Raw genomic sequence first — 18,533 nt, 5'->3', positions numbered from 1 at the left:
CTCATGCAGAGGCCTTCGATGGAGACCGGGAGAGCGAGCGCAGCGGTGCTTGAAGGCCGATGCTCTGGTCGGGGATGCCGATGCGCGCTCTGATCCCGAGACGATCCGAAGCCGCGGTTGTCGACAATCACCGACCCGTCGTCCCATCGCGCAGCGGCGCGCGGCTGAGCTCGTTGCCGGCGGCGATGACTTTTCGCAGCAGGCGGGTGAGCTCTTTGGCCTCGGCCCCCGTCAGACCACGCACCATCAGACGCTGCGCCGCCTCGACGGCCGGCGTGATCGCGTCCAGTGTCCGCTGTCCGTCCGCGGTGATCAGCAGCTCGCGCGCGCGGCGGTCGCGCAGGCTCGCCTGACGAACCACCAAACCCTTCTGCGCAAGGCGGTCGATGACGCCGGTGATCGTGGTGCGGTCATAGGCGATCAGGCCGGCGAGGGTGATCTGGTCGATCGCGGGATTGGCCGCGATGGCCGCCAGCGCCGCATATTGCACCGGCGTCAGGTCGAAGCCGGCCGCGCCGACCTCCGCAAGAAACACCGCCACCGCGATCTGCTGGAACCGGCGCGCCAGGTGTCCCGGCATGTCCTCCATTTCGGTCACCACGAGTCTCCTTCGGTCTGCTTGACAAGCATACTGATGATCAGCATACTGATCAATAAGGAAGCGCAAGGGAGGGTGGTCACGTGCAATTTCATCTCAACGGCTTTCAGCCGGGCGACCCTGAGATTTTCGATACGGCGGAGCGCGTGGCAAGCTCCGGCGCGGCAGGCGCGCTGCCCTCGGAGGTCGACGTCCTCATCGTCGGCTGCGGCCCGGCGGGATTGAATCTCGCGGCCCAGCTGTCGGCTTTTCCGGACATCACAACCGCTATCGTCGAGCAGAAGCCGGGCCGCCTGCTGCTCGGCCAGGCCGACGGCATCGCCTGCCGGACGATGGAGATGTTCCAGGCCTACGGCTTCGCCGAGAGGGTGCTGAAGGAGGCCTGCTGGATCAACGAGACCACGTTCTGGAAGCCCGCTGAGGCGAACACCGCGCAGATCGCGCGCAGCGGCCGCGTGCAGGACGTCGAGGATGGCCTGTCCGAGATGCCGCATGTCGTGCTCAACCAGGCCCGCGTGCACGATTTTTTCCTCGACGTCATGCGACACTCGGCGGCGAAGATGCAGCCGTACTACGCGCGGCGCCTGCGCGATCTCACGATTGATGAAGCCGCGCCGGCCGGCGCGCACGGTGTCAGCGTGAGCTTCGACCGCATCGATGCCGCGCATGAGGGGCAGGTCGAAACGGTGCGCGCGCGCTACGTCGTCGGCTGCGACGGCGCCCGCAGCGTGGTGCGCAAGGCGATCGGCCGCGAGCTGCATGGCGATTCCGCCAACCACGCCTGGGGCGTGATGGACGTGCTCGCGGTCACCGATTTCCCCGACATCCGTTTCAAGTCGCTGATCCAGTCGCCCAAGGACGGCAGCCTGCTGGTGATCCCGCGCGAGGGCGGCTATCTGGTGCGGCTGTATGTCGAGCTCGCCAAGCTCGAGGTCGGCGAGCGTGTCGCCGGCCGCAACATCACCGTCGAGGAGGTGATCGCCAAGGCGCAGCGCATTCTCGCGCCTTATACGCTGGAGGTGAAGGAGGTCGCGTGGTGGTCGGTCTACGAGATCGGGCAGCGCATCACCGACAAGTTCGACGACGTGCCGGAGGCGGAGGTCGCCACAAGGCTGCCGCGCGTGTTCATCGCCGGCGACGCCTGCCACACCCACAGCCCCAAGGCGGGGCAGGGCATGAACGTGTCGATGCAGGACACCTTCAATCTCGGCTGGAAGCTCGCCGCCGTGCTGGGCAAGCGCTGCGCGCCCGAGCTGCTGCACAGCTACTCGGCCGAACGCAAGGCGATCGCGCAGGAGCTGATCGATTTCGATCGTGAATGGTCGGGGATCCTCGCCTCCGCCGCCAAGCAGGGCGGTGCGGATGCGGCCAAGACGCAGGACTATTTCGTCCGCCACGGCCGCTACACCGCCGGTACCGCCACGCAGTACCGGCCCTCGCTGCTGACCGGCGACGACACCTTCCAGCAGCTCGCCGCCGGCTTCGTCATCGGCAAGCGGTTCCACTCAGCACCCGTGATTCGCCTCGGCGACGCCAAGCGGGTGCAACTCGGTCACGTGGTCCAGGCCGACGGCCGCTTCCGCCTGTTCGCCTTCGCCGGCGCCGAGGACCCCACGGCTCAAGTGTCCGCCATCCGCCGCCTGTGTGATTTCCTCAGTGACAACGCGGCCTCGCCGCTGCGGCGCTACACGCCTGCCGGCGCCGACATCGATTCCGTGATCGACCTTCGCGCCGTATTCCAGCAGGGCCATCGCGAGCTCGCTCTGGAGGAGATGCCGTCGCTGCTGCTGCCGCGGAAGGGCCGCTACGGCCTCGTCGATTACGAGAAGATGTTCTGCTCCGATCTGAAGAGCGGGCAGGACATCTTTGCGATGCGCGGCATCGATCGTGAGGGCGGCTGCCTCGTGATCGTGCGGCCTGACCAGTATGTCGCCGACATCATGCCGCTCGACGATGTCGGGCGGCTGTCGGCCTATTTCGACGGTTTCTTGCTGGCGGCCGGCTCAAGGTAAACGAAATCCGAATCGCAGCCCCGGAATCCCCGACGTCACGCTAGCCAGATTCCAATGTTTCGCCGTTACAGATGATCGTCCAGGATGGACGATTGAGTGGGCGAGTGACGAAATGTTGATGTTGGCGAACCGTCGTAAGAGCGAACGTCGGCTGTGCAGGCGGATCGCGAAGATCCATTGCGGCAATGGCAGCCTGCCGCGGGACTGTACGGTCACGGATATTTCCGACGGCGGCGTCAAGGTGGTTGCCGAATTCGTCGAGATTCCCCAGCAGTTCACCATCGTGTTCGCGCCCGACCATCAGCGCAAATGCCGTCTCGCCTGGCGGATCGGCTGCGAGTTCGGCGCCGAATTCATCGATTGAGCTTTGAACAGGGCCTTGGATTGAGCCTTGGATTGAGCCTTGGCGATCGCGCAAGCTTAACGGGACCTTAGGGTTAATCTGCCAGCGTGCAGATCATCTGGTCCCGAAGTAGTTCAGTTGCATGCGTCCACGGCCCTCTTACTCTCGTCCTGTGTTGCGGCCGGCTGCGTTCGCGCTGTCCTTCACCGTCGTGCTGTTCGGCCTCGGTGCCTGCCAGACCACCGACCTCGGCGACATCACCGGCGCGCTCGGCGGCAAGTCCGAAAAGCCGGGCGCCGCCGCCTCTGATCCGCGCGCCGAGGTCGATCAGCTGCGCGAGCGCTTTCGCGCCACCCCGAACGATCCCGACCTCGCTTTGCGTTACGGCAGCGCGCTGCGCGCTACCGGTCAACGCTCGCAGGCCGTCGCCGTGCTGGAGCAGGCGACCATCGCCAATCCGGGCAACCGGGCGCTGCTCGCGGCCTATGGCCGCGCGCTCGCCGACAACGGCAATTTCCAGCAGGCCTTCGACGTGCTGAGCCGGGCGCATTCGCCGGAGGATCCCGACTGGCGCATCCTCTCGGCGCAGGGCGCCGCGCTCGACCAGATGGGGCGCAACGAGGAGGCGCGGCAATACTACGCGACCGCGCTGAAGATCGCGCCCGACGATCCTTCGGTGCTGTCCAATCTCGGCCTGTCCTACGCGCTCTCCAACGAGCTGCCGAAGGCCGAGGAGCAGCTGCGCAAGGCGGCCGCCAATCCCGACGCCAGCCCGCGCGTGCGCACCAATCTCGCCGTCATCGTCGGGCTGCAGGGCCGCATGAGCGAGGCGGAGAGCATCGCGCGCGCGGCACTGCCGCCGGAGCAGGCCAGCGCCAACGTCGCCTATGTGAGGAAGATCCTGGTGCGCCGGCAGGTCGCGCAGCGCGAGCTGTCGCCGCGGCAGGACCGGCCCGTCGCGGGCCAGCCGGACAAGGCGCTGGCAAAAGCGCTGAGCCGCTCCGACGACTGAGCGCTATTTCGCGCCGAGCAGCTTTGCGATCGGCGCCAGCAGCGAGCCGCGCTGCGGCTTCGGCTCGACGCGTCCGGTCAGCCGGTTCGCGAGCTCCTTGAACAGCTTCGGCGTGCGGCTGAGCGCACCGACCTCCGCGATCATCTGGCCGTTGTTGGCGGCGGTGCCGAACAGCTTGCAGTCGAACGGGATCACCGCGACCGGCTCGGCCTCCACCGTCTTGGCGAAGCGCTTCAAATCGATCTCCGGCCGCTTGGGCATGCCGACCTGGTTCAGGCAGTACAGCGGCGGGCGGTCGTTGGGGCGCGAGGATTTCAGCACGCTCAAGAGGTTCTTGGCGTTGCGCAGATTGGCGAGATCCGGTTCGGCGACGACGAGGATGTCATCGGCGTTGATCAGCGCATGCCGCGTCCAGGCCGACCATTGGTGCGGCACGTCGAGCACGATGCATTGCTGCGTTAGCCGCAGCGTGTCGAAGATCGCGTCGAACGCGTCGGCGCCGAAATCATAGACGCGGTCCAGCGTCGCGGGGGCTGCGAGCAGATTGAGGTGCTCGGTGCATTTGGCGAGCAGGCGCTCCATCAGCGCCGTGTCCGGCCGGTCCGGCTGGAAGATGGCGTTGGCGATGCCCTGCATCGGATCCTGGTTGTAGTCAAGGCCGGCGGTTCCGAACGCCATGTCGAGATCGATCACCACGGAATCCAGCGTCAGGTCGCGCGCCATGCTCCAGGCGACGTTGTGCGCCACCGTGGAGGCGCCGACGCCGCCCTTGGCGCCGACCACCGCGATGATGCGGCCGGTGATGACGGCCTCCGAGGCCGAGAACAGGCTGCAGATCGAGCGGATCACGTCGATGGTCTCGACCGGGCCGATCACGTAGTCGTTGACGCCGCGGCGCACCAGCTCGCGATAGGCAACGCCATCGCTCGGGCTTCCGATCAGCACCACGCGTGTGCCGGGATCGCAGACGCTGGCGAGATCGTCGAGGCCGCCGATGATGTCGCCGCCCGGCTTGGTCTCGATGACGATGACGTTGGGCGTCGGCTGCGAATGATAGGTCTCGATGGCGCGGGCCATGCCGCCCGCCTTGATCGTGATGTGCGCCTTGCCGAGCCTCCGGTCCTGGCTCGCCGCGAGCACCGCGGACGAGGTCTGGTCGGTCTCGGTGAACGCCTGCACCGAGACGCGGGGAACCGGCGCGATGTGATCGTCGAGCACCGGGCCGCTCGGCGCCGGCTGCTCATGCTGGCTGTGACGGGACGCGTTGATCATTTGCCTGTATCGCTCAGCTTGGCCTTCTCGGTCTCCGGATAGGTCACGGCCGTCGACTCGCCCTTGCGGTACTTCTCGAACAGAGCGGAGCGGCGCGGCGTGTAGGCGGCGGTCTCGGAGCGCGGCTGCTCGAGATCGGCCGGATTGTCGATCATCGCTGCCAGATTGCGCTGCGTGGCGCAGCCGAAGTTCTGATAGTGCTGGTTGCTGCTGTAGCCGGGATTGTTGATGTTCGGCCCGAGATCGTCCTGCCACAGCCCGCAGGGGCCGGCGACGGCGGCGATCTTCGGATAGCTCAGCCGGATCACGGCGAGCTGCCGCGGGTCGTCTGGCGTCGGATGGCGCATCGTGATGGCGCGCGACGGCACGCCGCCTTCGGTCAGCATCGCATGGATCTCGCGATAGGCATCTTGCGCGGCGCGCGCGTTCGGCGTGCCGGCCGGGACATCGGCGACGATGGCGCCGGTGCCTTCGCGCCGCCAGGAGCGCGCCAGGCCCGCGACGTCGGCGCGCTGCGGCATGGTCAGGCCGCCGCGGCCTGAGCCGATAAACACGACGATCGATTGCCGGCCTTCCTCGATCGCGATCGGATGCCGCATCTTGTAGTCATCGGGGATCGTCGCCACGACCTCGCCGCTGGTGGAGTTGCAGGCGCCGAGCGTGAGCGCCAGCCCCGCCAGCGCGCCGAGGCGAGCCGCTGCGCGCCGCCTGTCTGCAGATGATCCCGTCATGTCCGTTCCCCCGTGCCCCTGATCCCGCCGTCTCAATCGATGATGAAGCCGAAGCCGGCCGGCTGTCCGGTCACGGCGTCGACCTTGGCGGCGACGCCGTAGAGCCGGTTCATGCGGCCGAGCAGCGCCGATTCCGAATCGGTCGCCGGCGCGAAGCCGTCATCCGGGCGCGACAGCTCCTTCTGCGCGACGGCGCGCACCACATAGGGCGTCACCAGCACCATCAGCTCGGTCTCGTTGTTGACGTAGTCCTGGCTGCGGAACAGCTGGCCGAGCACCGGCAGCTGGTTGAGCCCGGGCAGGCCGTTGATCGCCTGCTTGGTCTGGTTCTGGATCAGGCCGGCCATCGCCATCGAGCCGCCGGAGGGAATCTCCAGCGTCGTCTCGGCGCGGCGGGTGCGGATCGCAGGGATGGTGACCGACGAGGCCGAGTTCGCGCTCGTTGCGTAGGACAGCGTGATCGCGTTGTCGTTCGACAACTCCGACACTTCGGTCATGACGCGCAGGCTGATGCGGCCCTCGCTCAGCACCACCGGCGTGAAGTTGAGCGAGATGCCGAACTTCTTGAACATCACCGAGGTGCTGCACAGGCCGGTCTTGGGATCGCAGGAGTAGCCGCCGGGGACCGGAAACTCGCCGCCGGCGATGAAGGTCGCGGACTCGCCGGAGATCGCGGTCAGGTTCGGCTCGGCCAGCGTCTTGACCACGCCCGCGGTCTCCATCGCGCGCATGGTCGCCGACACCGACGACAGATTGCCGCCGCCGATGGCGGAGAGGCCGTTGCCGGCCGCCAGCGACTTGCCATAGGCCGTGAACGGATTGGTCTGGTTGAAGTTCACGACCGCGGTGCCGTAGGTCATGCTGGCGCTGAGATCGATGCCCAGCTGCTTGACGATCTCGCGCCGCACTTCGGACACGTTGACCTTCAGCATCACCTGGTCGCGGCCGCGCACGACGATCGAGTTCACCACCTTGTCGGCGCCGCCGACCAGCCGCGCGGCGATCTCGCCCGCCTGCTGCGCCTCGACCGGGCTCGATACGGACCCGGTCAGGATCACGCCGTCGCCGACGCCGTCGATCTTGACGCCGGGAATGCTCTGGCTGAGCGCCTGGCGCACGCCGTTGAGATCGCGCTTGATCGCGATGTCATAGGCCGCGACCTGCTGGCCCTCGCCGTCGAAGAACACCACGTTGGTCTGGCCTATCGCTGCTCCGATGATGTAGGCGCGCTTGGCCGAGCGCACCACGGCGTTGGCGATCTTCGGATCGGCCACCAGCACGTCCTTGACGTCCTGCGGGAAGTCGACCACGACCGACTTGCCGATGCCGAGCGAGAGATAGTGCACCTTCGACGAGCCGACCGAGACCGTCGGCGCGTCCCTGTCCTCGGCCGCCTTCACCGGCGCCAGCGCCGGATTGAGCACCAGGGCGATGGCCGCCGACATGGCGAGGGCGCGCATCAGCGCCGTCCCCATTTTTCCGCTTTGATGCCCACCCATCATTGTCCCCATCCTTCTCGTCACTTCTGCGCCGTCAGCGAGCTCGTGACCCCGTAGCGAATGATCTCGATGGCGTTGCCCCGCCGCGCCATCTGCTGCTGCTCTGTCTCGGTCTTGCCCGTGTCGGGCGCGTTGATGTCGGCGATGCTGCGCAGCGCCAGCGCCAGCGTGCCGGCCTGTCGCGCGCGCGAGAGCGTCTCGGCCTGCTCGGGCTTCAGCTCGAGCGTCACGGTCTTGCCGACGACCGTGTTCTGGCCTTCCTTCTCCTTCGGCGCCTGGTCGATCGCCAGCACGCGCACATTGGACAGGATGATCTCGGAGACGATGGAGTCGGCGGCGGCCGGCTTGTCGGGATTCTTCTCGCGCCGCGACAGGATCACGTCGACGCGGTCGTTCGGCAGGATGAAGCCGCCGGCGCCGGTCTCCGGCGAGATCTCGGTGGAGATCGCGCGCATGCCCGCGGGCAGGATCGCCGCCATGAAGCCCGAGCCGTCCGACTTGACCAGCTTCTGCTCGCGGATCGGCTCGCCGATCACGAACGGCGCCCGCGCGATCGAGCCGACCAGCTGAGTGGCGGCCTCGGGCCGGTCGCCGCGGCGAATGAAGATGTTGCTCGCCGCCTCCGGCCAGGTCTGCCAGATGAGATCGCCCGGCTTGATCGCCTGTCCCAGGCCGATGTCGGCCTTCGCCACCAGCACCTCGACGGTCGGCAGCTGAGCGACCGGCGCGACCGGCGCCGGCTGCTGGCTTTCGGAACTGCTGACCAGATAGGCCGCAACACCGCCTGCGCCGAGAGCGATGGTTAACACTACGATGCGTGCCGTCATCATCAGCGAACGACTTTCTACTCATACACCGGGAGCAACGCGCAGGCCTGCGGTCAGCGGTTCGCCCTGACTAACGACTAAGCGCCAATGGTATAAGCAGACTTGAACGACGCGGGCCGCGGCGCTTGCGCCAAGCGACGATTGCGCAAGTGGTGAACAGGTTGTTAGCTCGCTAATAGTGAAACGCCGCGAATGTGTTAGCTATTTGCGCGAGAGCCGCCTGCGCGCGGCGGTTGGTGAGGCCGTGTCCGAATCGTGCGATGAGTTGCGCCGCTGCATCAGGCGAAATCCGTTAAGCTGAATCCTTTGCTAAGCGCGTCATGCGCTGGATTTGTCATGCGCGAGATGCGCAGCTGCAGCGCCGTCTCGAATCATGGGGCCCGAGCAGGGGCCTCGCCCTTCGAGACGCCAGCCTGCGGCGGGCTCCTCAGGGAGAGGAGCAGAGCGGGGTGTCCTGAGGCGCGACCGGCGCGTCGCGTGAGTCCTGCTGGACGCTGATGCGTCCAACCTGCAGCGTGCAACCGATGGTTAAGTGTCCTGCGTTCACCCGTAATCAGACGGGCCAGTATCTTCAGAAACCGGAAACTGGTTGGTCCTACGATTCCGTTGGGCGGGATTCCATCTCCAGATTCAGAGTTCCTTAGGGATTTGCGCGCACGGTCCGCGCATGACGGCTGATATCGTTTCATTTGATGTAGCTCGCGTGAAAATACACGCAGAGATTGTATCAAGCGCATCGCGCCGCGGCGGGGGCCCGGCCATCAGCCATGGGGATGCAAGAGGGACGAGGGGAGGCGTGCAATGTCGTCAGTTGCCCGATTCCTGAAGCAGCGCGCCGTCAGGATCCAGACGGCGGGGACCTACACGCTGCCCAACTGGTACGACCCGGAAGGCAAGCTGCGCTCCTTCGCCTGCCGCACGACGAGGGTGTCGCCGTTTCGCGCGCTGCTCGACGTGCCCGTGGTCGGCAAGGTCGGCGACCGGCTGACGTCGTATTTCCGCGACTTCGGCAAGTTCGAAGGCGAGATCAGCGACACCGTGCATGGCGGCTTCCTGCTCGAGCTGGAGATGACGCGCGCCGAGCGCGCCAAGCTCGCCGAGAAGCTGGTGTGGCTGGAGAAGAAGCAGAAGGATCCGACCGTCCGGGATTCCCGCCGCGAGGCGCGGTTCGTGCCGAACTCGCCGCACTCCGCGCTGACGCTGGCCGATGGCAGCATCATCCCGTGCTTCGTCATCGATGCGTCGATGTCGGGCGCTGCGGTGTCGGCGGAGGTTCAGCCGGAGATCGGCACGCCGCTTGCCGTCGGCAGTTGTGTCGGCCGTGTCGTCCGGCATTTCCCCGACGGCTTTGCCGTCAAATTCGTCGACACCCTCTCGGCCACAACCGAGCTCGAGCGGCGCGTCATCACGCCGCCGACCCGCCCGACGCGGCAGAAGCTGGTCTCCCATGCCGATGATGACCGGATCGAGGCACCGGAGGATTTCTTCATGGTCTGATCGCGGCGGCTTCACGTCGCAAGCTGATGCGGGCGTTCGTCATGCGCGGTTTCGCGTATTGGGCGAGCGCGTGAATCAATGCATGGAACTGGCAGCCCGGTCGCACAGTTAACGCGGTGTTAAGCGACATCGTGAACCCTGGTGCGCGCCGGGTTTGCACGCCCAAGAGGAGCCAGTGCCATGGAGGCCCAGAAGACCGCCGTCGACGCGATCGTCGTCCTGACCGGTTACGACCGCGATGCCGTCGCCGCCTATATCAGGCGCATGTATCTCGCCGGCGTCCGCGATCCCAAGCGGCTCACCTTCAAGGGCCTGCAGGAGCTGGCGCGCAGCTAGGGCGGCGCGCTCGGTCAGTACCGCGCGCGTGGAAGGCGAGCTATCGCGACCTCCACCGCTGCCATGCCCGCGAAAGACGTGACTAGGCCGAGACGTCACGGCGCTCTGGATCATCCGCGGACGACAAGCGGGCGTTTAAGGTGGATCAACCAGGACTTTGGAGATAGGTGCGCGAGCGATCGCGTCGGTTCCGGCTGTGGCCTGTCGGACACGCGGGGGCCGTGTCGTTTCAGCTTTTTGCTGACAACTGCCAAGCTGGGGGATGCAGCCCGCCGCGCATGCGGCTATTGTGGGGGCTTGCGGCCTGTATCAGATCACCGTCGTTGAGAACGTCCATCGGGGCGACACGGTTCTGCGCGAGCGCTCTGAGCGGCCGGATCAATGGGGATCGGGTATGCTGCGTCAGCTTTTCGCGCCACAGCTCATTGGGCTCTATGTTCTGATCGGGGCCACCATCTACGTCCACTTCCGCGGCAAGCAGCGGCTGCGCTTCGCCCGCCAGCTCGGCGATCACTCCACCTATCTCGCCCCCTACAACGTGCTGATGTATGCCGGCTCGGCCGTGCCGAACACGCCGGTCATCCCGGTCGAGCAGTTTCCCGAGCTGCAAAAGCTCACCGACAATTGGCAGGAGATCCGCGAGGAGGCGGTGCGCCTGTTCGACGAGGGCTTCATCCGCGCCGCCGCCGCCAACAACGACTGGGGCTTCTATTCCTTCTTCAAGAGCGGCTGGAAGCGCTTCTATCTGAAATGGTACGACGACTTCCTGCCGTCGGCGCGCACGCTGTGCCCGAAGACGGTGGAGCTGCTCGACTCCATCCCGAACGTCCACGGCGCGATGTTCGCGATGCTGCCGCCCGGCGGCAAGCTCGGCGCCCACCGCGACCCCTTCGCCGGCTCGCTGCGCTATCACCTTGGCCTGGTGACACCGAACTCCGACAAGTGCCGCATCCTGGTCGACGGCGTGCCCTGCGTCTGGCGCGACGGCGAGGCTTTCATGTTCGACGAGACCTTCATCCACAGCGCCGAGAACTTAACCGACGTCAACCGCATCATCCTGTTCTGCGACGTCGAGCGCCCGATGAAGTACGGCGCGATGACCGCCATCAACCGCTGGGTCAGCCATCACATCGTAAAGGCCTCGGCAACGCAGAACGTCGAGGGCGAGCACGTCGGCGTGCTGAACAAGGTGTTCGGCAAGCTGTACGAGTTTCACCTGGCGACACGCAAGGTGAAGGCGTGGAATCGGACGGTGTACTACGCGGCAAAGTACACGCTGACGGTCGCGATCGTCGGCGCGATCGTGGTCTCGGCGTTTCGGTGAGCAGAGTAGGGCGGATGAGCGAAGCGTAATCCGTCGTTCGTCGGGGTGAACCGCGGCGGATGACGTCTTCGGCTAATCCGCCCTACGAATTGCTGGCGCAAATGGAGCGTTGCAATGATGTCGAGAGTCGACAGATATCTGGCGATGCTCCTGCTGGTCACGAGCGTCAGTCCCGCGCTTGCGGAGATGAAGAAATTTCCTTCGGGGCACTCTTATGATGTCACCTGCGCCAAACTGCCTTTGTCGCCCGGCAAAGAGGATGCGCGGCCTGGTATAGATGAGTTGAGTTTCGGTTTCTCGGATACTCAGCAACGTCGCGTCGATCTGATTGTCGGTCCCGTACGCAGTGATGAGGAGCGGGTCGTCCTCTTCGATGCTGAGGAACATCGTGGGGCAGGCTTGGACGTTTCACTCTCCCGCGTAACCGGTGTTTTGACGATTGGGGACCGGTCGGGGTTGAGGGAAGCGACGTATCTCTGTGAAAGCAGCCCAGCTGGAAAGTCATTCTAGGCGCGTCGTTCGTGTGATGACTGCATGCGGGTTGACGGTGGCCAATGTCGGCGTGATCGTGGTGCCAGCGGTCCGCTGAAGGGCCGGGAGAGTGGACGAGCCACGCGTCGTTCACGTTCTTCGTCGTAGCATGCGGCGGATGACGCCGTCGGCTAATCCGCCCTACACGCCTACGCCGCCGCGCGTCCAGCTTCCCACAACGCGAGCACATCGTCTCGCGTAATCCCCCGCGTGATGAAGACGATGCGCGAGCGACGGTCGGCATCGGGCCATGCGGGAAGCGCAACTGGCGGATGGAAAACATGGTGGACGCCGTGGATGACGACTGGTGTCGCTTCTCCGATAAGATTGAGGACGCCCTTCACCCGCAGCAGATCCTCGCCACGCACCTGGCGAAGATAAGCGAGCCAGCCGGACACGTTCGTCCAGTCCAGCGGCTCGTCGAACGCGATCATGAAGCTCGTGACTGACGACTCATGAGCGTGGCCGTGATCGTGATGGCCGTGACCGGCATGATCGTGGGTGTGATGCTCATGCGCGGCCCCGACATCGTCAGCGAAAACCTGTTGGTTGAGCCAGCGCGCAACGTCGATCGCCTTCTTGTCCGGATCGATCAGCGCGCCACCGAACAGATCAGCGGGATCGATCTCGCCATGACTCACGCGTTCGATCCTGGCGCCTGGATTGAGCCGCCGCAGCCGCTGCTCCAATGCGGCAACATCGCTGACCAGGTCAGATTTGGTGACCAACAGCCGGTCGGCCAGCGCAACCTGCTTCACCGCTTCATATTGGCGATCGAGCTGATGCGCCGCGTTGACGGCGTCGACCGTCGTCACGACGGTGTCGAGCCGCAGGAAATGCGAGACCAGCGGATTGTTCAGCAGCAGCTGGAGGATCGGCGCGGGATCCGCAAGGCCGGTCGTCTCGATGAGGATGCGCCGGAACGGCGGCACCTCGGCGCGGTCGCGCCGCACCAGCAGCGCGCGCAGCGTCTCTTCGAGGTCGCTGCGGATTGTGCAGCACACACACCCACTCGCGAGAACCGCGACCTCGCCGTCGACGCGTTCGACCAGGAGATGGTCGAGCGAGATCTCGCCATACTCGTTGATGATGACGGCGCTGTCGCTCATCTCGTCGCGGCGCAGCAAGCGATTGAGCAGCGTCGTTTTGCCGCTGCCGAGAAAGCCGGTGATCAACGACACGGGCAAACGCTGGGCTGACTTGTCGCTCTCGAACAGACTCATCGGCGTCTCCACCCGCTGTCTTATTTTTGTCTCTGGACATTAGACTAATGGAGGAGGAGCATGGCGAAAATCATTTTTTAAAGCCCAGCAAATGGGCGCAACAGGGGAGGCGACAATGGACGACGGGGTCAGGAGTCAGCAGACCAATCAGGATCGCAACGAGGGGCCGGCAACCGATCGCCGGACTTTGCTACGCACGGCAGGTCTTGCCGGTGCGGCCGGCGCGGCGCTCGCCGGCTCCATGCACGGCAAGTTCTCGCTGGCGCCGATCAGCGAGGCGCAAGCGCAGGCCGCGCCGATGCCGAAGGGGACCGACAAGCCGTGGTGGCCGTCGAAATGGGGCAAGGACGACGAGGCCGGCGCGTCCAACCACATCACCCCGGAGAAGGTTCTCGACACCGTCAAATGGATCAAGGACGGCAAGATCTACAAGATCGGCCGCGTCTACGAGAGCGCAATGCCGCTGTTCGGGGCACGCGCGTTCTCCTTGCGCATTCCCGGCAGCCCGACCGGCGGACCGTTCGGCGACAATCGGATGGTCTATCACGACGAGTTCCTCGCCACCGAGATCGGCCAGACCGGCACCCAGTTCGACGGCCTCGGCCACATCGGCATCCAGCTCGGCAAGGACGGCGACAAGAGCGAGATGAAGTTCTACAACGGCTTCTCCGCGCAGGAGATCAGCGACGCCTACGGCCTCAAGAAGCTCGGCGTCGAGAAGCTGAAGCCGCTGTTCACCCGCGGCCACCTCATCGACATGGTCGCGCTCAAGGGCGGCATGATGGATGCCGGCCAGGAGATCACCACAGCGGACATCAAGGCGGCCTTGCAGAAGCAGAACATGAGCGAGGCCGACATCAAGCCGGGCGATGCGATCTTCTTCCACACCGGCTGGGGCTCGCTGTGGATGAAGAACAACGACCGCTTCAACAGCGGCGAACCCGGCATCGGGATGGATGTTGCAAAATGGGTGATCGAGAAGGATCTCGCGCTGACCGGGGCCGACACCTGGGCCGTCGAGGTCGTCCCCAATCCCGACAAGTCGCTCGCCTTCGTCGTCCACGCCGAGCTGCAGACCAAGCACGGCATCCACAACCACGAAAACCTGGTCTTCGACGAGCTGATCGCCGCGAAGAAGTACCAGTTCGTCTATTGCTTCACACCCGCCCCGATCAAGGGCGCCACAGGCAGCAACGGCTGCCCGATTGCGATTACGTGATCGGGGGCGCCGACGTTTCGGTGAAAAACGGAGGAGGGCGGATTAGCGAAGCGTAATCCGCCGTTCTTCGTCATGAAACGCGGCGGATTACGCCTTCGGCTCGTCCGCCCACGAGCTGTGTCTGGGGATCAAACAACGATGACCACCGATCTCACGACAGCTTATCTCGATGACGTCGTTGCTCGGGCTGTCAGCGCGCCGGTCTTACCGAGAGAGCCGTGGGCGGACGCGTTGCCGAACGACTGCCACACCAACGCGGAAAATTTCGCCCAGCTATCTCCGGAGTATGCGGTTGTCCGCGGCTGGCTTGTTAACAGCGGGCATTGGCTTATGCCGCACAGTGTTGTGCGGCATATTCCATCAGGTCGGCTCATCGACGTCACGCCTGACCCGAGCAATAGCTCCCATCCTTTCGTCGAGCATTGTGGCACGGAGCGGGATTTTGCGATTCTGCGGCATGGTCGTGATGGTGGTTGGCTGCATCCACCGTTCGGCATGGAAGTGAGGGCGAAATAGCGCAGCGTGATCCGCCGTTCTCTTCACCGCCTCGTGTACTTTAAATCATCTCCGGCCGGCGCTGGTCCAAGTACCTGCACATCCCAGGCATGGTTCGTATGAACGAATTCGTTTCCGCCGTCTTTGTCAGTCAGCTTGGCATAGACCAGAAAGCGTGTGCCCAGCGGGTGAGCCCGACGCAGTGCTTTCGGAAAGCGAACCCGTAGATCTTGCGGGAGAGCTTGACCAGAGATTGGTCTGACGTGGAGGTCTCCATGGAGACCGGCGCCGCTCTCAAGGTAGGTTTCAACGACGATTAGGACGTAAGGCTCTTACGGTTTTCCCATGTTCGCCTCCATTTCAGGACCTGCCGGCGCGCTCACGTCCGTCAATCTACGGATATTGCAGTCGTACGAATCGATTCGCGGGTGGATCGACTAAGTGTCAAGTTATAATGTGAGTGCTTCAACTACAAAATGTGTGTTAGCACCCGGTTGCGTCGATCTTGCAAAAATTGAGACCCCCGCCCAACTAAAGGCGGCCCCCGGAATTGGCCGAAGGGCACGGTCGTTGAACCTGTCAACTGGTTGCATGATGAGCGCGACGCTGAAACTGATCAGCATCGGCCAACTGTCCTGCAGCGACGAGACTGCGAGCATCGCTCGTACCTCCACGACTAGACTATACCGCCTTGTGTTCTAAGACCCGCGTTAGCAATCGACCACTTACTGCAGTGGAAAATCGCTGATGGATATAGGCGTGCGTTTGGGAGGCGTTCGACTTTTGTCGAGGCTCGGGGTCAGAGCTAGTCTCCCAAACTCTGCACATCGAAGGGGCAGATGTGACGATCGATTGGTTTAAGCCGCGAGGCTATAGGCATTTTGATGCGCAGATCGGCGAGCAATATGCCATTAAGGTTGCAGATGAAGGTTTTGTTGAGCGCCATGCTTGGCTGCCTTTAATCCGCTACCAAAAGCGGGTTAAGCGCTATAAGCCAAAGCTCGGCAAGACGGTCTTTAAGCAAAGACCGATCATGTATGCTTCGCATAGAGACTCGTGCATTCTCTCTAAATATGCGTGGGATCTATCCAAGCGCCTGGATGCGTATTATGAGCGCAAAGGCTTGGATCGGAACGTAATTGCCTACCGAAGGCTTGGAAAGTCGAACTATCATTTCTCGGCTGAAGCGTTCCAGTTCGCAAAGAGTAGGCCGGGTTGCGTGGTATTATGTTTTGACATAAGCGGATTCTTTGACAATCTTGATCATCGAATCCTGAAGCGACGATTGAAGTTCATTCTCGAAGTCGAGGAGCTTGGTCGCGACTGGTTTGCAGTCTTTCGTCACGTGACGCGGTTTAGCACAGTCGATAAGTCCGCACTTGCTGCTCACCCCCGATTTTCTTCGCAGCTTTCGGGCGACTCTAGAGAGCCAATCGCTACAATTGCCGAAGTCAAATTGGAGGGGATTCCAATCCTGGTGAATGATGAAAGGTTTGGAATCCCGCAGGGAACTCCTATTAGTAGTGCGCTATCGAACTTGTACATGTTGGAACTAGACGAAAGAATGGTTGAGTGCTGCCGAAGGTGTGGGGCCCTATATCAAAGGTATTCGGACGATATTTTGATAGTTTGCAATATCGGTGACGAAGTTCAGCTCAGGTCGGCCTTCCTAACTGAGCTAAAGAAGCATCAACTGGAAATCAACGAAGACAAGACTGAAAGGGTTGTGTTTGGCTCGGTGGGGGCGCGAGAGTTTCAGTACCTTGGATTCAACATTTCCGCCAAGGGCGCTGCGATCAGGCCGGGCTCGCTAGCTAGGCAGTGGCGAAAGGCAAAGCGCAGTATAGCTCGCACCAAGCGTATCGGGAGGGCGGAGATGGCATTGGGAAACGCTACCAAGATTTATACTAAGAAGCTTAGGAAACGATTCTATCCAGTAGGATCTCGTAACTTCTCTTCCTATGCGCGGCGTTCAGCTAGTGTTTTCGAGAGTAAGCAGATGTTGAGGCAGGTTCTCCGTTTTGAGCGAATGATAGATGCTGCCTTGCGCAGCATGGACGATCCTTAGGCTGGTTTAGCGCGGGCATTTTCATAATAACGGCGCCTTGACAAATTCGCCAAATCAGCATTACAGTCCCGTCCATCCCGATGCGCGGTAGGGGACGGTTCGCGGTCGTCACGGACGTTGGCAGCGGGGAGCGGTGGACGCGGGAGGCGGCGTGTGATGAGCACGGACGAACGTTTGGCTCGCGGACGGTGAAGGCGTGTGGTTCTGATACTCCGATGCTAGTGTCAACCCGGCGACGATGCCTAACGGCATCGCGTTGGGGATGGTGGCCAGAAAGCCCGGTGCACCAGGAAGAGCGCGCTATAGCTTGTTAAAACCATCGCGCGGGGAAGGCCGGGTGTGTTCGGCCAGACCTGTGGTGACTGCCGCCTGCTTTTTTGTCTGCAGGCGGGCCACGGGCGCGGCCAGCGCCCGGCCTTCCCTGCGCCCTCCATTCTTAAGAGGGCGGGAGTTGGAGCATCACTCGGGCGCGGAATGCGTCGCGGGAAGGTGGATGCTCGTTCCCTGATCAGCCCCATGCTGTTTGAGATTGTGGATCAGTGTTGCCGCTTGCGTCATTGCGAGCGGAGCGAAGCAATCCGGAGTCCTCGTGACGCCCTGGATTGCTTCGCTGCGCTCGCAATGACGGAGTTTGGGGCAGGCGATCTGCCAAGCCACCAGGTGTCATCGTCCGCGAAGGCGGACGATCCAGTATTCCAGAGGCGGTGATGATGAACCGAGAAGCCTCGGCGAACTGGATGCCCGCCTTCGCGGGCATGACGGCGAAGAAAAAGCCGCGCAGGGCGCGGCTTTTTGGAGTGCTAGCAGAACGTTTGAAGCGCCGCTTACGTCGCCGCCGGCCCGATGCTCACCTTCAGCGTGCCGACGCCGTCGACGCCGCATTCGATCTTGTCGCCGGCGACGACCGCCGCCACGCCCGCCGGGGTGCCGGTCATGATGATGTCGCCGGCGGCGAGCTCGACCTGCTGGGAGAGTTTCCAGATGATCTCCGGCACGTTCCAGATCAGCTCGGAAAGGTCGCCGGTCTGGCGCTCGGTGCCGTTGACGGACAGCCAGATCTTGCCTTTCGACGGGTGGCCGATCTTCGCCGCGGGCACCACGGCGGAGCAGGGCGCGGAGTGGTCGAAGGATTTGCCGACCTCCCAGGGGCGCTGCATCTTGCGCGAGGCGAGCTGCAGGTCGCGGCGGGTGAGGTCGATGCCGACGGCGTAGCCGTAGACGTGGTCGAGCGCCTTGTCGGTCGGGATGTTCAGGCCGCCGCTCTTGAGCGCGACGACCAGCTCGACCTCGTGATGCATGTCCTGCGTCAGCGGCGGGTAGGGGATGACGGCGCCGTCGGGCGCCAGCATGTCGGCGTGCTTCGCAAAGAAGAACGGCGGGTCGCGCTCGTCATTGCCCATCTCGCGGATGTGCTCGAGATAGTTGCGGCCGACGCACCAGATGCGGCGGACCGGGAAGACACCGGCTTCGCCTGTGACGGGAAGCGAAGGCTGCGGGAAGGCCGGGATGACGGTGGAGGCGCTCATGACATGTCTCGATGCGGTCG

General features: G+C 63.7%; 17 protein-coding genes. 10 read left to right on the top strand and 7 right to left on the bottom strand.

Annotated features, from left to right (window positions below):
* Nucleotides 1–127: 127 nt before the first annotated feature.
* Complete coding sequence (locus tag BRADO_RS24285; protein ID WP_012028851.1) at nucleotides 128–580, bottom strand: MarR family winged helix-turn-helix transcriptional regulator; 453 nt, start codon at nucleotides 578–580, stop codon at nucleotides 128–130.
* Between the two features lie 101 nt (nucleotides 581–681).
* Between BRADO_RS24285 and BRADO_RS24280 the strand changes: the two genes are divergently transcribed.
* The 3 genes from BRADO_RS24280 (at nucleotide 682) to BRADO_RS24270 (ending at nucleotide 3,965) form a co-directional block, all read left to right on the top strand.
* Entirely contained in the window at nucleotides 682–2,610 is a 1,929-nt protein-coding gene (locus BRADO_RS24280; RefSeq protein ID WP_012028850.1) for an FAD-binding monooxygenase, read from the top strand.
* 118 nt (nucleotides 2,611–2,728) lie between these two features.
* Nucleotides 2,729–2,974, top strand: a complete 246-nt coding sequence (locus BRADO_RS24275) for a PilZ domain-containing protein (RefSeq protein WP_041757700.1) — start codon at nucleotides 2,729–2,731, stop codon at nucleotides 2,972–2,974.
* Between the two features lie 121 nt (nucleotides 2,975–3,095).
* The gene (locus tag BRADO_RS24270; RefSeq protein ID WP_012028848.1) at nucleotides 3,096–3,965 is read left to right on the top strand and encodes a tetratricopeptide repeat protein; all 870 of its coding nucleotides are present in this window, start codon (nucleotides 3,096–3,098) and stop codon (nucleotides 3,963–3,965) included.
* Nucleotides 3,966–3,968: 3 nt separating this feature from the next.
* Here the strand turns inward: BRADO_RS24270 and BRADO_RS24265 are convergent, their stop codons facing one another.
* Genes BRADO_RS24265 through cpaB form a run of 4 tightly spaced genes read right to left on the bottom strand, consistent with a single transcriptional unit; the run spans nucleotide 3,969 to nucleotide 8,297 of the window.
* Nucleotides 3,969–5,237, bottom strand: coding sequence for an AAA family ATPase (locus BRADO_RS24265; protein ID WP_012028847.1), 1,269 nt, complete (start codon nucleotides 5,235–5,237; stop codon nucleotides 3,969–3,971).
* A complete protein-coding gene (locus tag BRADO_RS24260) occupies nucleotides 5,234–5,968 on the bottom strand; it encodes a CpaD family pilus assembly protein (RefSeq protein WP_041756891.1) in 735 nt (244 codons plus the stop codon). The genes BRADO_RS24265 and BRADO_RS24260 overlap by 4 nt, the downstream gene beginning before the upstream one ends.
* A gap of 32 nt (nucleotides 5,969–6,000) precedes the next feature.
* Entirely contained in the window at nucleotides 6,001–7,479 is a 1,479-nt protein-coding gene (locus tag BRADO_RS24255) for a type II and III secretion system protein family protein (protein WP_012028845.1), read from the bottom strand.
* An 8-nt stretch (nucleotides 7,480–7,487) separates the two neighbouring features.
* Nucleotides 7,488–8,297 carry a Flp pilus assembly protein CpaB gene (cpaB, locus tag BRADO_RS24250; protein ID WP_012028844.1) on the bottom strand — a complete coding sequence of 270 codons (810 nt, stop codon included), beginning with the start codon at nucleotides 8,295–8,297 and terminating at the stop codon, nucleotides 7,488–7,490.
* A gap of 798 nt (nucleotides 8,298–9,095) precedes the next feature.
* Here cpaB and BRADO_RS24245 point away from each other — a divergent pair.
* From BRADO_RS24245 to BRADO_RS24235, 4 genes are all read left to right on the top strand, one after another.
* Nucleotides 9,096–9,791: a PilZ domain-containing protein gene (locus BRADO_RS24245; protein WP_012028843.1), complete on the top strand. Its 696-nt coding sequence runs from the start codon at nucleotides 9,096–9,098 to the stop codon at nucleotides 9,789–9,791.
* A 180-nt stretch (nucleotides 9,792–9,971) separates the two neighbouring features.
* Nucleotides 9,972–10,127, top strand: a complete 156-nt coding sequence (locus BRADO_RS35495) for a hypothetical protein (RefSeq protein WP_012028842.1) — start codon at nucleotides 9,972–9,974, stop codon at nucleotides 10,125–10,127.
* A 394-nt stretch (nucleotides 10,128–10,521) separates the two neighbouring features.
* Nucleotides 10,522–11,451, top strand: a complete 930-nt coding sequence (locus BRADO_RS24240) for an aspartyl/asparaginyl beta-hydroxylase domain-containing protein (RefSeq protein ID WP_012028841.1) — start codon at nucleotides 10,522–10,524, stop codon at nucleotides 11,449–11,451.
* Nucleotides 11,452–11,565: 114 nt separating this feature from the next.
* Nucleotides 11,566–11,961, top strand: coding sequence for a hypothetical protein (locus tag BRADO_RS24235; RefSeq protein WP_041756889.1), 396 nt, complete (start codon nucleotides 11,566–11,568; stop codon nucleotides 11,959–11,961).
* A gap of 170 nt (nucleotides 11,962–12,131) precedes the next feature.
* On the opposite strand, the gene BRADO_RS24230 is transcribed toward BRADO_RS24235, so the two are convergent.
* A complete protein-coding gene (locus BRADO_RS24230; protein ID WP_012028840.1) occupies nucleotides 12,132–13,205 on the bottom strand; it encodes a GTP-binding protein in 1,074 nt (357 codons plus the stop codon).
* 115 nt (nucleotides 13,206–13,320) lie between these two features.
* Between BRADO_RS24230 and BRADO_RS24225 the strand changes: the two genes are divergently transcribed.
* The 3 genes from BRADO_RS24225 (at nucleotide 13,321) to BRADO_RS33515 (ending at nucleotide 16,987) form a co-directional block, all read left to right on the top strand.
* A complete protein-coding gene (locus BRADO_RS24225) occupies nucleotides 13,321–14,424 on the top strand; it encodes a cyclase family protein (RefSeq protein WP_012028839.1) in 1,104 nt (367 codons plus the stop codon).
* 138 nt (nucleotides 14,425–14,562) lie between these two features.
* Nucleotides 14,563–14,940, top strand: a complete 378-nt coding sequence (locus BRADO_RS35170; protein ID WP_157872612.1) for a hypothetical protein — start codon at nucleotides 14,563–14,565, stop codon at nucleotides 14,938–14,940.
* Nucleotides 14,941–15,760: 820 nt separating this feature from the next.
* Nucleotides 15,761–16,987, top strand: a complete 1,227-nt coding sequence (locus BRADO_RS33515; RefSeq protein WP_012028837.1) for a reverse transcriptase/maturase family protein — start codon at nucleotides 15,761–15,763, stop codon at nucleotides 16,985–16,987.
* Nucleotides 16,988–17,811: 824 nt separating this feature from the next.
* On the opposite strand, the gene BRADO_RS24215 is transcribed toward BRADO_RS33515, so the two are convergent.
* On the bottom strand, nucleotides 17,812–18,513 hold the full coding sequence (locus tag BRADO_RS24215; protein ID WP_012028836.1) for a fumarylacetoacetate hydrolase family protein: 702 nt from the start codon (nucleotides 18,511–18,513) through the stop codon (nucleotides 17,812–17,814).
* Between the last annotated feature and the right edge of the window lie 20 nt (nucleotides 18,514–18,533).

The organism is Bradyrhizobium sp. ORS 278 (genome assembly GCF_000026145.1).
In the GTDB taxonomy this organism is placed as follows: Bacteria; Pseudomonadota; Alphaproteobacteria; order Rhizobiales; family Xanthobacteraceae; genus Bradyrhizobium.
This window is presented reverse-complemented; position numbering and strand designations above follow the sequence as displayed.